The organism is Angustibacter speluncae (genome assembly GCF_054777815.1).
Genome location: NZ_BAAHAF010000049.1, coordinates 1 through 14,093 on the forward strand (window position 1 = coordinate 1; position 14,093 = coordinate 14,093).

A 14,093-nucleotide genomic window follows, 5' to 3' on the forward strand; every position below is an offset into this window, starting at 1 on the left:
CGCCCGCACCGGCACGGTGCCCCGGCTGTCGGCCGGTCCGCTCGAGGCGGCCGCCGAGGTCGTGCCCGTCCCGGTCCCGCCGCCGGCGGCGGCACCGGCCGCCGTGCAGGTCACCACGCCCGTGCCGCCGCCGGCGCCGCCGGAGCAGGCCACGCTGGTCGTGCCCTACGTGCCGCCCACCCGGGCCGTGCCGGCCCCGCAGGAGCGGACGGTGGTCGGGCTCCCGCCGCAGCCGGTGCCGCAGCCGGCGCAGCAGCGCCCGGTCCAGCAGCAGGCGCCGGTCCAGCAGCCGGTGCGATCCGCGCCGCCGCACCCGTTCCCGCCGGTGCCGGTGCAGCAGCGCCAGCCCCAGCAGACCGTCCAGCAGCCCGTCCGGCAGTGGCCGGCGCCGCACCGTCCTGCCGACGTCCGCCAGCCGCCGCCCGCCTTCGGCGGGATGCTGCCGCTCGGCGACGGGTACGAGCCGGAGCCGCTGCAGGCCCCGTCCGCACCGCGGGCGCAGCGGTCGGGCACCGTCGCCGCCGGCCTGGTGCTGCTGGTGTGCCTGGCCGCGGTGCTGCCGGTCGTCGCCGTCGCGGTCGGGGTGGTGTGGCTGCTGCTGGCCCGCACCGTCGACGCCGCCAGCGGGTCGCTGCTGCGCCGCCGGTACGAGCGGGGCGCGCGCCGCGGCGACGCGACCCTCGCGGTGCTGGCGTCGCCCTGGCACCTGCTGGTGCAGCTGCTGCTGCTCGTCCCGGTGCTGCTGCTGCCGGCGGCGGTCGCGCTGGCGTCCGCGTTCATCCCGGGCCTGTTCGTCGACCTCACCGCGGCGCCGTGGGCGACCAGCGTGGCGCCGGCGACCTGGGCGCTCGGCGCGTGCCTGGTCGCGTGGTGGGGCATCGGCGGCTCGGCCCTGCGCCGCGGCGACCGGCAGCTCGCGCGCGGTCTGGCCCCCGGTGGGCCCGGGGCGACGCTCGCCGTCGTGGCGGCGCTGTCGCTCGCGGGCGGCGCGCTGGTGCTGCTCGCGATGTGGGGCTGGTTGCCGTCGTGGCAGCCGCTGCCCGGTCCGCCGTCGCTGCTGCCCTGAGGCTCCCAGCCGGCTCCCAGGTGCCGCTCGTAGGGTGGGGCACGTGCTGCAGCCCGTCCGCCCCCGTCCCGACGCCGGCGGCCGTCCGTGAGCCGGTGGGCGTCTGCGCAGCCGTGGGTGTCGCTGCTGCTGCGGCTGCTGCTCGCGGGCGTGTTCGCGGTCGCCGGTGGCCTGAAGCTGCCCGACCCGGACGAGAGCGTGCGCGCGGTGCGGGCGTACCGGCTGCTGCCGGAGTCGGTCGTCCCGCTCGTCGGGTACGGCCTGCCGGTGCTCGAGGTGCTGCTCGCCCTGGCGCTGCTGCTCGGCGTCCTGACCCGAGCGGGCGCGGTGCTGTCGGCCCTGCTGATGGTGGTGTTCGTCGTCGGCGTGGCGTCGGCGGCGGCCCGCGGGCTCAGCATCGACTGCGGCTGCTTCGGCGGCGGCGGCCAGGTGGCCGCGGGGGAGACGCGGTACACCGAGGAGATCGTCCGCGACGTTGGGCTGCTGCTCGCGTCGCTCGTCCTGGCCCGGTGGCCGCGCTCGCCGTTCTCGGTCGACCGCTGGCTCGCCGGGCCCACCCGCCCCGAGCCGGCCGGAGGTGCCGCGTGAGCCCGTCCGAGAAGCAGCAGGCCGAGCGCGACCGACGCGCCGGGGCCCGCGCCCGCGCGGAGCAGATGCGCCTGGACGCCGAGCGGCGCTCGCGCCGCCAGCGGACGCTCGTCGTGGCGCTGACGGCGGCCGTCGTCGTGGCGCTGGTCGTCGGCGTCGGCGTCGTCGTGCAGCGCGAGCGGAGCCAGGCGGCGCAGGACGCGGCCGGTCCTGCCGGTCTGTCGGACCGCGGCGGGCTGGTGCTCGGGGACGAGGAGGCGCCGGTCACGGTCACGACCTACATCGACTTCATGTGCCCGGCCTGCGAGCAGTTCGAGACCGAGAACGCGGCGCTGATCGACGAGCTGCGCGAGAAGGGCACCATCCGCGTCGAGTACGTGCCGATCGCCATCCTCGACCGGTTCTCGTCCGGCACCCGCTACTCGACGCGGACGGCCGGTGCCGCCTACTGCGTCGCCGAGCACGACCCGGAGCAGCTGCCGGTGTTCGTCTCGAACCTGTACGGCAACCAGCCGGAGGAGGGCAGCACCGGGCTCCCGCAGGAGCAGGTGGTGCAGATCGCCGACGCCGTCGGCGTGGGTCCCGAGGGGCAGCAGTGCATCGAGGACGGCACCTACGAGGGCTACGCCGCCAACGTCACCGACCAGGCCTCGCAGGACGGCGTGCAGGGCACGCCGACGGTGCTGGTGAACGGGACGTTCCTCGACGACCTGTCGAAGCAGGGCCTGGTCGACCTGATCAACGCGAAGAACTGACGGGCCCGGCGAACCGACGGCCCGCAGGAGCTGGAGCCGGTGGCGGGGGTCGAACCCGCGACCCTTCGCTTACAAGGCGAACGCTCTGGCCACTGAGCTACACCGGCGGCGTGCGGTCCGATGCTACTGACTCCCGGGGCTACTGTCGGGGGGTGCCGGACTTCGAGCGGGTGACCAGGGACCACGTCCTGCAGGTGCTGGACGAGTACGACGCGATCGGGTCGATCGAGTTCCTGGGTCGGTTCGGGTTCGGACGGGCGCGCGACCACGTCCTGCGCCACGAGGGCAAGGAGTACGACTCCAAGGCGGTGCTCGGGGTGGCCCACCTGCGCGCCACCGGTGTGCTCGCCACCAGCCACGACCTCCCTGGTGGACGCGAGGGCGCCTCGGCGTTCCTGCGCAGGCTGGGATTCGCCGTCGACGCCGGAGCCCCGACGTCGGCCGGCGCCGCACCGCGCACCGCGCCGTCCGGGAGGGCCGCCGCCGTCCGGAAGGCGGCGGCGGCACGGCGTCCGGTCCGCGAGGAGCGCCCGGTGGCGGTGTGCCCCACCTGCTTCCAGCAGCTCCCGGCGACGGGCACCTGCGACAACTGCTCGTGAGGCCGGTCAGAACGTCCCGGCGTTCAGGGCGGTCTGCAGGGCGCGGGTGGTCTGCGGGCCCCACTCGCCGTCCGCGGGGACGCCGAGCCGCAGCTGGAGCGCCTTGACGGTGTTCGGCCCGAGCTCGCCGTCGGCAGGGCTGCCGACGCGCTGCTGGAGCGCCCGGTAGGTGACCGGGCCCGGCTCGCCGTCGGCGGCGACGCCCAGGACCCGTTGCAGCGCAGCCCACGTCATCGGTCCGAGCTCGCCGTCGACGTCGAGCGCGGCGGGGGCCGCTGCGGCCAGCGCGCTCGAGCCGTAGGCGGGGTAGCCGAACCCGGCGATGTTCGCGCGCCGCACCTGCCGCATCACCTTGCCCCCGGTGCGGCCCCCGGCCGAGTCCGTGTTGCCCTCGATGGACACCACCGCGCCGTCACCGCGCACCGACTCGACGATGCCGACGTGGGCGATGCGGTTCATCTTCGGCCACTGGAAGTACACGATCGCGCCGATCCGCGGCTGCGAGCCCCACTGCCCGCGCTCGCGGAACCACGCCGCGCCGGACGGGGTGAACGCGTGCTTCGGGATCAGCGCCGCTGCACCCGCCCGGTCGGCGCACCACGACACGAACATGGCGCACCACGGCTGGCCGTCCATCGGGTACCAGGCACCGTACGGCGACCGGTTCGACCCCGGTGGCTGCTCGGCGAACCCGAGCTGGCTGCGGGCGACGTTCAGCACGTCCTCGGCCGTGACGGTCCCGCCGCCCGCCACCTCCGGGCCGCCACCGTCGGGGACCCACTCCTCGAAGCCCTCGTCCTCGACGACGCGGTCCCAGCCCAGGGTGTCCTGGTCGACGTCCTGCACGCCGTCCTCGGGGCGCACCGAGTTGTCGGTCGACTCCGGGACGTCGACGTCGTGCGCGAGCTCGGTCACGGTGGCCTCCCCAGGTGCTGCGTCCTGTCGTCCAGGTTCCTCCGCGCCGCGAGCGCGGACAAGGTGCGATCGGGAACGGCGCCACCGGAGAACCGGCTGCGACACAACACCTTTGCCCTGATCCGCCCCGGGTTGCGTGCCCGTTCGACCATTGACACAGCGGCGCGGCCGGGAGGAACGTCGAGGGTCCTGCGCACGGGTCCCAGGGGAGGTCGGTCGTGCCCGCATCGCTGCCACCAGGCCCCTACCGCACCGTCGACGTCGACGGCGCCCCCGCGCCCTGGTACATGGTGCCGTTCGACACGTCGGGTCGGTGCGAGGGGCCGCGCACCCGCGACGAGCTGGTCGAGCGGGCGTCTCGCGACGGCGTCACGGACGTCTTCCTGTTCTCCCACGGCTGGAACAACGACTGGTCGATCGCCACCGGCAAGTACGAGTCGTTCCTCGCCGGCTTCGGCCGGCTGCGCAGGGAGCACGGGCTCGACGTCGGGCGCGAGTTCCGTCCCGTGCTCGCGGGGGTGTTCTGGCCCAGCACGGCCCTGGTGGACGCCGACGAGCAGGCGCCGCAGATCGCCGCCGACCCGGCGTCGGCGTTCGACGCCGACGTGGCCCGCGAGCGCGCCGAGGTGGGCGAGCTGGCCGCCCTGCTCCCGCCGGAGCAGGTCGAGCGGTTCCACCGGCTGGTGCAGGCCGACGAGCTCGACCCCGACCGGGCGCGCGAGCTCGCGACGCTGCTGCTCCCGGTGCTCGGCACCGGCGACGACGAGGCGGCCGACGACGCCGACGCCGGCGCGGACGACCTCGCCTCGCTGTGGCGGCACCTGCCCGACCTCGACGCGGCCGACGCGGCCGACGACCCCGCTGCGGCGCGGGCCGAGCTCGACGACTTCGGCGTCGACGGGGGCGGCGGCGACCTCGCCGCCGCCGGCCTGCTGGACAGGCTGCGTCCGCGGAACGTGGTGCGGGCGCTGTCGATGTGGCTGATGAAGGACCGCGCCGGGGTCGTGGGGTCCGGCGGGGTGTCCGACCTGCTCGTCGACCTGCTCGGCACCGAGGGGACGCGCGTGCACCTGGTCGGGCATTCCTTCGGCGGCAAGGTGGTGCTGTCGGCGCTCTGCCGGCCGGCGAGCCTGCCGCGGCCCGTGTCGTCGGTGCTGCTGCTGCAGCCCGCGGTGTCGCACCTGTGCTTCGCCCCGTCGGTGCCCGGCACCGACCGTCCCGGCGGGTACGTCGCCGCCCCGGACCGCAGCACCAACCCCGTGCTGTCGACGTTCAGCCGGCACGACGTGCCGCTCACCCGCCTGTTCCACCTCGCCGCGCGCCGCCGCGACGACCTCGCCGAGGTGCGCATCGCGGCGGGCGAACCCGACCGCTACGCCGCGCTCGGCGGCGTCGGGCCGCGTCGCGCGGGCGACCGGTGCCGCACGGTGCCGGTCCACGACGTCGGCGACGCCTACGAGCTGGGCCCGCAGGCGCCCGCGCGGCTGTACGGCGTCGACGCCAGCCGGACGGTGTCCGGGCACAGCGACATCAGCAACCCCTCGACCTACTGGGCCCTGTTCGACCTCGTGCGGTCCTCGTGAGCCTGGTGCAGGTGCTGCAGGCCACCCTCGAGACCCAGCACCGCGCCTCGGTCCGGCTGCGGCTCCGCTCGCGCGACGACGGCGGCGGCTGGGTCGGGACCTGGACCGCCGCCTGCACCCCCGAGGAGCTGGGCCTGCCCACCATGGTGCGCGGAGAACCGCTGCACGACAGCGGCTTCCACCTACCCGCGCACGTGGTGCGCGAGCTGCCGCACGTGCTGTCCAGAGGCGCACGGGTCACCTGGATGCAGCTGTGCGAGCCGTTCGGCTACCTCGGCATGGTGCCGTGGGAGGCGCTGCTCGCACCGCACGTCCCGGGAGCGCTGGTGCGCCTGCCGACCATCGACCTCGCGGCCCGCACGCCGAGCTCGGACCTGCAGGTCGCCGTCCTCGCCGTCCCGCCCGACCCCGAGCGGCCGGGGACGGCGGGCGAGGTGCTGCACGGCATGCGGTTGGAGGCCTCGTCGAGGCTGCGCGCCTGGACGCACCCCGTGCCCGAGCAGGCACCCCTCGGCCGACGCGGCGAGGGGCGGCGGGAGCGACCCGCCGAGGCGCGGCTCACGGCTGCCGACGTCGACGTGCTCGTGACCTCGATCCTGCACGGTTCGCCGCGGCGCACGACCGTCCACGTGGTGACGACGCCGTTGGTCTACCACGGGCTCAGGGCGATGTGGCGCGGACGCCGGTGGCCGGTGCGGCTGCACGACCCGCGCCCGGGCGGCGGGTCGCTCGGCCACGGCCGCCGGCGGACGGCGCCCGCCGACTGGTTCGCGATGGTGACGGCCGCCATGGGCGGGGAGCAGGCCGACGTCGTCCACCTGGTCTGCGGCGCCACGGTCTCCGGCAACCGTGTGCGCCTCGCGCTGGCCGACCCGCCGGAGGGCGGGGACGGGGCGACGTCGCGGTTCGTGTCGCTGTCGCTGCTGCGCGGGTTCCTCGACGGCCTGGGCGCCTGGTGCGTGCACCTGTCGGCCGCCCCCGGCGACCGGTGCGTCCCGGCCCTGCGGATGGCGGCGTCGCGGCTGCTGGAGGAGCGGCCGGGCCCGGTGTCGTTCACCGACCTCGGTCGCGACCTCGACGCGTCCGACGTGCGTGGCACCTACGCCTTCCTCTGCCGCCAGGACCCCGCCCTGCCTCCGCGGCACCCCGACTCGCTGCTGGCCTGCGAGCCGTACCGGGTGCGTGGCGCGGGTTCGCTGCACGGCGGTCCGCACACCACGATCGAGGCGCCCGCCGCGGCCCGGCCGACGGGCGCGATCGACGCGATCATCCACGACGAGGAGACCCCGGCCTGGGTCGCCGCCGCGCAGCGGTTCATCGAGCAGCGCCACCTCGAGCTGGCCCGGCTCAGGCGGGACGCACCCGTCGGGTCGTCGACACCGGAGTCGCGGTCCGCGATCGAGGGCATCGAGGAGGCCATCGCGGACCTCACCGCCGTGATCGAGCAGTGGGCCGCCGAGCAGCGGGAGCCGTCGTGAGCGACACCGGCCGCACCGTGGTGATGCTCGAGGAGACCGAGCGAGGTGGACTGCGGGTCAAGCTCGTCGACTGGCCCCGTGGCCAGCCCGGGCCCAGCCGCTCGATCAGGCTCGACGGGCTCCCGCAGGAGCTCGACTCGGCCGAGGCGGTCGAGCGGTACGGCCGCGACCTGATGGCCGCGCTGCGCAAGCAGCGCGAGCTGCGCGCAGCGGTCGACGACGCGCTGCTCGCCGGCAAGGGCGAGGTGCGGCCGCTGTGCTTCGTCATCGACGGCTCCGGCGCGGAGCACCTGTACTGGGAGATGCTCTGGGAGAAGTCCGAGCAGTTCCTGGCGCTGAACCCGCGCTGGCCCATCGGCCGCATCACCGGGTACCGCCCCACCGAGCCACGGCTGTTCACCCCGCCCCTGGAGGTCCTGGCGGTGATGTCCGCGCTCGGCGAGGAGGCCGAGCCGGAGTGGATCGGGCTGCGTGACGCCGTGCAGGAGGCGCGCGCCGCCGGGCTGCCCGTGCACGTGACCGCGGTGGTGGGCGAGCAGGCGCTGCTCGACGACCTGCGTCGCACCGCCGAGGCGGAGCCGGGCTGGCTGTCGGTGGTCGCGCTGGAGAGCAAGCACACGCTGATCCGGCTGATGGAGGACCGCCCGCCGCACATCCTGCACGTGTTCTGCCACGGGCAGACGGCCCTCGGGGTGGGCCGGCTGGAGCTCGCCACGATCGGCGACCGCGCCGAGCCGCCGGGTGAGGCGGTGGCGTCGGTGCTGGTCACGGTGAAGGAGCTGAGCGACGTCATCAACAGCAAGCAGCTGTGGCTCGTCACGCTCAACTGCTGCTCCGGTGCGCAGGAGATGGTCGACGTCCAGTCGATCGCCCAGAGCGCGGTGAGCGCCGGGGCGAACGCCGCCGTGGGCTGGCGCGAGGCGGTCGACGCGCGCGACGCCAACCTGCTCTGCCGGACCCTGTACACCGACCTGCTGCGCCAGCTCGCCGACAAGCTGACCTCGACGCCGCACGGCCGGACCGTGCAGATCGAGCTGGCCACGTCGTCGTGGGGCACCCGCGACCTGCTGCGGTCGACGCACGGCGCCGACCCGCTGCGGTGGACGCTGCCCGTCACCTACCTGGCCCCCAACCCGCTGTCGGTGGTCGTGCTCGACAGCCCGTCCGTCCCGGCCGGACCGGGCGCGGAGCAGGCGGCGCGCGAGGCGGGGGGAGCCGTCATCCGCGAGGCGTCCCGCGCGTCCACCCTGAGCGAGGCGACCACGGTGATGGCGGGGGCGCCGCCGACCGTCATGCAGGCGCTCGGCGCGATCATCGCCGAGTCGCGGACCCGGGTGAGCGAGCGGGACGGCGGCGGTGGGCGGGGCTGAGGCCGGCCCGGCCGGCCCGCTGCAGATCAACGCCTGGACGCCGCAGACCCACCGGGTCGAGGCGCCGCCGTCCGCCGCGATCGGCGACTGGGCGATCCGGAGGTCGGGCACGCTCGTCCCGAACCGCCCGCTCGCCGCGAAGGAGCCTGCGGACGAACGGGACTGGCAGGACGAGCGGGTCGGCTGGGGCCTGGTGCTGCCCGACGACGACGCCGTGCCGCCGCTCGACCGTGCCGCGGGCGCGGACGCCCCACCCGCCCTGCGGAAGCTGCTCGCCAGCCGCCCCGGCTCCCCGGTGCTGCGCTACCGGCCCGAGCACGGGGTGTCGTTCCTCGTCCGCTACGACGAGGGCGGGACGCCGCGCAAGATCGCCACGACCGGGGGCGAGCGGGGCACCGGCCCCAAGCGGCTGCCGAAGTACCTGCTGATCGCGGCGTCGCCCGCGCAGGTGCCGTGGCGCCTGCAGTACCTGCTGAACACCTCGAGCTACGTCGGACGCCTCGACCTGCCGGACGAGGGCCTCGAGCGCTACGTCGACGCGCTCGTCGCCGGCTGGGACGGCGCCGCCGCCAGCCCCCGCAGCACCGTCGTGTGGGCGGTCGACCACGGCAGGCAGGACATCACCTGGCTGATGCGGCACGGTCTGGCCGAGCCGCTCGCCGAGACCTGGGCGGGCGACGCGGACCTGCGGGACGGGCTGCACCGGCTCGCGGGCGACGCGGCGTCCGGCAGCGCGCTGCTCGAGGCGCTCACCACCCGCCGCCCCGGTGTGGTGGTGACGACCAGCCACGGGGTCACCGCCCCGCTCGACGACCCGGCCGCGCTGCAGCGGGGCCTGGGGGTCATGGTCGACGGCAGCCACCAGCCGATCGACGCCGAGGGGCTCGCCGCGTCGTGGTCCCCGGACGGCGCGGTCTGGTACTCCCACGCCTGCTGCTCGGCCGGCGCGGACGACGCGACCCTGTTCGCCGACGTCGTCGACGCGGGCTCCGACGTCGAGCGGGTGCTGACCGGCGTCGCCGCCGGCGCCGGCGCGTGCACGGCACCGCTGCCGCGGGCGCTGCTCGGCGCCGAGCGGCCGCTGCGCGCCTTCGTCGGGCACGTCGAGCCGACGTTCAACTGGACCCTGCGGGACCCCGAGAACGGGCAGCTGCTGACCACCGGGGTCCGCACGGCCCTCTACGACGGGCTCTTCCGCGCCCGCCCCGAACCGGTCGGCCTGGCCATGTCGCGGGCCTTCTCGCCGGTCGCGGCGCTGTGGTCGCGCTGGGACACCGAGCGTCTCGCCGCGGTCGGGGGCGACGCGGTCGCGCGGCAGCGGGCGCTGTCGGCACGGCTGTCGGCGCTCGACCGGCAGGGCATCGTGGTCCTCGGCGACCCGACGGCGGTGCTGCCGGCCCTGGCCGGCGGCGGCGGGTGAGCGCTCGCCCCCGGCGCTGAGCCGGTCGGGTGGAACGGGCCCGGACCCCGCGGACGGCGCGACCGGGTGCCGATGGGGGAAAGCCGGGACGGCGAGCCCTCGCGTCCCGCATCCTCGGACGCGGGGGACCGACGCCTCCGCCCGACGCCGCCCCGCCCGACGCCGACCCGGAGGTCCTCCCCGTGCGCCGCCGCACCACCCTCACCACCCCCCTCAGGACCACGCTGGGCGCCGTCCTGAGCGGCGCCCTGGTCCTCGGTCTCGCCGCGACCGCCCCCGCCGCCGGGACGACGGGCGCGCCGGCAGCCGCCCCCGCGCAGGACGGCTCGTTCCCGGTCGCCGGCGAGCGGGGCGTGCCCGACCGGGAGGACGGCGCGCCCGCGCAGGTCGCGCCCGAGTCGACCGGCCGGCTGCTCGTCCGGCACACCGGGTCGCTGGCGCCGGCGCTGCTCGGCACCCGCCTGCGGGCCGCCGTGACCGCCGAGGGGGTCGAGCGGCTGGGCTGGACGGTCGTCGACCCCGGCACCGTCCCGGTCGAGCGGGCCGCGCAGGCGCTCGAGCGCTCGACCGGCGTCGTCGAGGTCGTGCCCGAGCTGCGCCGCCGCTCGACCGAGGCGTGGGGCACCCGCACCGGCAGCACGCTCGGCTACCTCCAGGAGCTCCGGCTCCCGGACGCCCGGACGCTGCCCTCCGGCGCCGGCACCGTCGTCGCCGTGCTCGACTCCGGCGTGGCGCCCCACCCGCGGCTGAGCGGGCGCGTGCTGCCCGGCGCCGACCTGGTCAACCTCGACTCCGACGCGACGGACGACCAGGGCCACGGCACCGCGGTGGCCTTCGTCGCGGCCGGGCTCGGCACCACCGCCGCGGGCCCGCAGGGTGTCGCGACCGGCGCGAAGGTGCTGCCGGTCAAGGTGCTCGACGACCAGGGCGGCGGCGACGACGCGACGATCGCCGACGGCATCGTGCTCGCCGCCGACAGCGGGGCCGAGGTCATCAACCTCTCGCTCGGCGGTCCCGGCGAGTCGTCGGTGCTGCGGTCGGCGCTGCAGTACGCCGTCGACGAGGGCTCCGTCGTGGTGGTCTCGTCCGGCAACGACAGCACGGACGAGCCGATGTACCCGGCGGCGTACGCCGCGACGATCCCGGGCGTGCTGTCGGTCTCGGCCACCGACGACTGGGGCCAGCTCACCGACTTCTCCAGCTGGGGCGACAGCGTGTCGATCGCCGCACCCGGCTGGGACGTCGTCGCCCCCTACTACCTGGATGGCCAGTACTACTACTGGTCCGGCACCTCGTTCTCGGCGCCGATGGTGAGCGGTGCCGCGGCCCGCGTGCGCCAGCAGCACCCGACCTGGGACCCCGCGCAGGTCGCCGCGCACCTGCGCGCGACCGCCCGCGACTCGGGCCCCCGCGGCGTCGACCCCTTCTACGGCGCCGGCGTGCTCGACGTGGCCGCGGCCCTCGGGCTCGGACCGGCCGTGCCGCACGACCTGCGTCCGGTCGACGCCGGTGCGCCGGACGACCTCGTCGGCCAGGCGACCCTGCGTCCCGCGGCGAACGGCGTCAGCAGCGCGGCGGGCACCATCTCGCCCGAGGGCGACGTCGACTGGTCGCGCCACCCGGCGCCGACCGCGGGCTGGTACCAGGTCGACGTCGACCTCACCTCCACCCCGTGCTGCAGCCCGGCGCTCGACCTGGTGCTCGAGGTGCGCGACGGCGACGGCCGGCTCCTGCTGCGCGAGGACAGCTTCGCCGACGGCGGCGAGACCGCGACGGTGCGGGTCCCCGCGGCCGGCAGCTACCTGGTCGGCGTCCGGGGCTGGAGCGGTGCCGCCTCGCTCGACCGGTACGCCGTCACGGCGCGCCGGGTCGCGACGACCCTCGACCGGTTCGACGTGGCCGAGACCTACCCGGCGTACCTCGCCTCGGGCCAGACCCCGCAGCGCACCCGCGCGGGCGACGTGGACGGCGACGGCGTCGTCGACCTGGTCGCCGTGTCCGCGTCGGCCACCGGCGCCACGCTGGCCGCCTACCGCGGACGCGGTGACGGCACCTTCGCGTCCCGCCTCGTCCAGGCGACCTCGTCCGAGGCGTTCGAGCTGGCCGACCTCGACGGCGACGGCGTCGACGAGGTCGTCACCGCCGGTGCCACGGGCCAGGTCTGGAGCCTCGCGAGCGGCGCGTGGGTGCGCCTGCCCGCGTGGGACCTGCCGGCGCAGGTGGACGACCTGCGGGTGGCCGACCTCGAGGGCGACGGCGACCCCGACCTCGCCGCGCGCACGCCGACCGGCCGGACCGTCTGGACGAACACCGGCTCCGGCTGGACGGGCGCCCAGGAGTCGACCGACCTCTCGCAGGTGTTCGCGTTCGGCGACGTGACCGGTGACGGCGTGGCCGAGACGGTGGCGACGCCGTACGACGACGACATCGCGATCGGCGACGTCACCGGCGACGGCGTGCCCGACCAGGTGCTCGCCGACGGCGGCGCCGAGCAGGGCGTCGACGTCCTGGTCGGCCAGGGCGACGGCACGTTCACCACCGTGCCGCTGCAGGTGCGTGCCGACGACGTCGAGATCGCCGACCTCGACGGCGACGGGGGTAACGAGGTGCTCGCGCTCTCGGCGTGGCCGAGCCAGCAGGCGCTCTCGGTCGTGCGCGTCGGTGCCGACGGCACCCTCGTGCGCGCCGACCGCCACACCGACGTGAACCCGTGGCTGGCGAACGAGCAGACCCAGCTCGCGGTGGCCGACGTCGACGCCGACGGCTGGCTCGACCTCGCCACGGCGAACCAGTTCACCGGGCTGGCGGTGCGCCGCCAGGTCGCGCCGCGGTGCGACGGCTGCCCGCCGGCCTTCGTCACGGGCTCGACGGTCCTGGCGCACGACGTGGGGCACCCCGTCGACGGGGCGATCGAGCTGCAGCTCGGCACCGACCTCGGCGAGGAGTCCGCGTCCGCCGTCGCCGACGCCGTGCAGCTGCGGGACCGCCTCGGCGTGCCCGTCCCCGTCACGACCACGCTGACCGGGCGGACCCTGAGAGTCGTTCCGGCGCAGGCGCTCTCGCGTGGGCACCACTACCAGCTGCACGTGAGCGGCCTCGAGGACGTCGACGGGCTGCCCATGCCCGAGCCGTTCCGGCTCCCGTTCACGGTCGCGGCGGACGGCGACCGGTTCACGCCGGTCACCCCGGTGCGGCTGCTCGACACCCGCTCCTCCGGCCGCCGCGTCGCCGCCGGCACCTCGGTCGCCGTCCCGCTCACCGGTGTGCCGGTCGGCGCGACCGCCGTGGTGCTCAACGTCACCGCGGTCCAGCCGGACGCGGCCGGGTGGCTCACCGTGTACCCGGGCCCCGGTGGGGCACCGAACGCCAGCAACGTCAACGCCGTCCCCGGTGTCGACCAGCCGAACCTGGTGACCGTGCGGCTCGGTGCCTCGCGCGACCTGCGGGTCGCGGCGGGCGGCATGTCGGCGCACGTCCTGGCCGACCTCGCCGGGTACTACGCGCCCGGCGGGGCGACCGGGTACGTCCCCCTCGCGCCGCAGCGGCTGCTCGACCTGCGCGCGGCGAACGGCCCGACGGGCGGCGCGAAGCTCGGCCCGCAGCAGGTGGTCGACGTGCAGGTGCGCGGCCGGGCGGGTGTGCCCGCCGACGCGCTCGCGGTGGTGCTCAACGTCACCGGGGTCGAGCCGACGTCGTCGACGTTCGTCACCGCCTACCCGCGACCGGTCGACGGCGCCAAGGGCCCGCTCGCGTCCAACCTCAACCTCTACCCGGGACGCGACCAGCCCAACCTGGTCACGGTGCCGATCGGCCCGACGGGCGCGGTCCGCTTCGCCAACGCCGTCGGCAGCACCTACCTGCTGGCCGACGTGCAGGGGTACTACAGCGCCACGGGCGACCACGGGTTCGTGCCGCTCGCGCCGACCCGGGTCGCCGACACCCGCACGGGCCTCGGCCTGTCCGGGCCGGTCACGCCCGGGACGCAGCACCAGCTGCAGGTCACGGGGGTGGCGGGTGTCGCCGCCGACGCGCGCGCCGCGGTGCTCAACGTCACGGGCGTGCGCCCGGACCAGCGCACCTTCGTGCAGGCGTTCCCCTACGTCGCCGGCGGGACGGTGCCGCCGGTGTCGACCCTCAACCTGGTGCCGGGACGCGACGAGGCCAACCTCGCCGTGCTGACGCTGGGGCCGACCGGCGCCGTGGGCCTGTACACCCCCAACGCCCGCCTGCACGCGGTGGTCGACGTCGCGGGGTACTTCCGCCGCTGAGGAGGACGAGCGCCCCGAGCCCGCCGCCGGCGCCGACGGCGCAGCCCCGCT

General features: G+C 76.3%; 9 protein-coding genes, 1 tRNA gene and 1 pseudogene. 9 read left to right on the forward strand and 2 right to left on the reverse strand.

Annotated elements, in window-relative coordinates:
• From ACYVKY_RS05115 to ACYVKY_RS05125, 3 genes and pseudogenes are all read left to right on the forward strand, one after another.
• Window positions 1-1,066: pseudogene (locus ACYVKY_RS05115) on the forward strand (hypothetical protein); the annotation flags it as partial.
• A gap of 117 nt (window positions 1,067-1,183) precedes the next feature.
• On the forward strand, window positions 1,184-1,654 hold the full coding sequence (locus tag ACYVKY_RS05120; RefSeq protein WP_460433894.1) for a DoxX family protein: 471 nt from the start codon (window positions 1,184-1,186) through the stop codon (window positions 1,652-1,654).
• Window positions 1,651-2,409, forward strand: coding sequence for a DsbA family protein (locus ACYVKY_RS05125; protein WP_460433895.1), 759 nt, complete (start codon window positions 1,651-1,653; stop codon window positions 2,407-2,409). Before ACYVKY_RS05120 ends, ACYVKY_RS05125 begins: the two co-directional genes overlap by 4 nt.
• A gap of 31 nt (window positions 2,410-2,440) precedes the next feature.
• Here ACYVKY_RS05125 and ACYVKY_RS05130 read toward each other — a convergent pair.
• A tRNA-Thr gene (locus tag ACYVKY_RS05130) sits at window positions 2,441-2,516 on the reverse strand.
• 45 nt (window positions 2,517-2,561) lie between these two features.
• Here ACYVKY_RS05130 and ACYVKY_RS05135 point away from each other — a divergent pair.
• On the forward strand, window positions 2,562-3,008 hold the full coding sequence (locus ACYVKY_RS05135) for a hypothetical protein (RefSeq protein WP_460433896.1): 447 nt from the start codon (window positions 2,562-2,564) through the stop codon (window positions 3,006-3,008).
• Between the two features lie 6 nt (window positions 3,009-3,014).
• On the opposite strand, the gene ACYVKY_RS05140 is transcribed toward ACYVKY_RS05135, so the two are convergent.
• Window positions 3,015-3,923: a CHAP domain-containing protein gene (locus ACYVKY_RS05140; RefSeq protein ID WP_460433897.1), complete on the reverse strand. Its 909-nt coding sequence runs from the start codon at window positions 3,921-3,923 to the stop codon at window positions 3,015-3,017.
• 218 nt (window positions 3,924-4,141) lie between these two features.
• On the opposite strand from ACYVKY_RS05140, the gene ACYVKY_RS05145 reads away from it, so the two are divergent.
• From ACYVKY_RS05145 to ACYVKY_RS05165, 5 genes are all read left to right on the forward strand, one after another.
• Window positions 4,142-5,506 carry a hypothetical protein gene (locus ACYVKY_RS05145; RefSeq protein WP_460433898.1) on the forward strand — a complete coding sequence of 455 codons (1,365 nt, stop codon included), beginning with the start codon at window positions 4,142-4,144 and terminating at the stop codon, window positions 5,504-5,506.
• Window positions 5,503-6,984, forward strand: a complete 1,482-nt coding sequence (locus ACYVKY_RS05150; RefSeq protein ID WP_460433899.1) for a hypothetical protein — start codon at window positions 5,503-5,505, stop codon at window positions 6,982-6,984. Before ACYVKY_RS05145 ends, ACYVKY_RS05150 begins: the two co-directional genes overlap by 4 nt.
• Entirely contained in the window at window positions 6,981-8,354 is a 1,374-nt protein-coding gene (locus ACYVKY_RS05155) for a CHAT domain-containing protein (protein ID WP_460433900.1), read from the forward strand. Before ACYVKY_RS05150 ends, ACYVKY_RS05155 begins: the two co-directional genes overlap by 4 nt.
• The gene (locus tag ACYVKY_RS05160) at window positions 8,341-9,774 is read left to right on the forward strand and encodes a hypothetical protein (RefSeq protein WP_460433901.1); all 1,434 of its coding nucleotides are present in this window, start codon (window positions 8,341-8,343) and stop codon (window positions 9,772-9,774) included. The genes ACYVKY_RS05155 and ACYVKY_RS05160 overlap by 14 nt, the downstream gene beginning before the upstream one ends.
• Before the next feature lie 182 nt (window positions 9,775-9,956).
• A complete protein-coding gene (locus ACYVKY_RS05165; RefSeq protein WP_460433902.1) occupies window positions 9,957-14,042 on the forward strand; it encodes a S8 family serine peptidase in 4,086 nt (1,361 codons plus the stop codon).
• Window positions 14,043-14,093 lie beyond the last annotated feature (51 nt).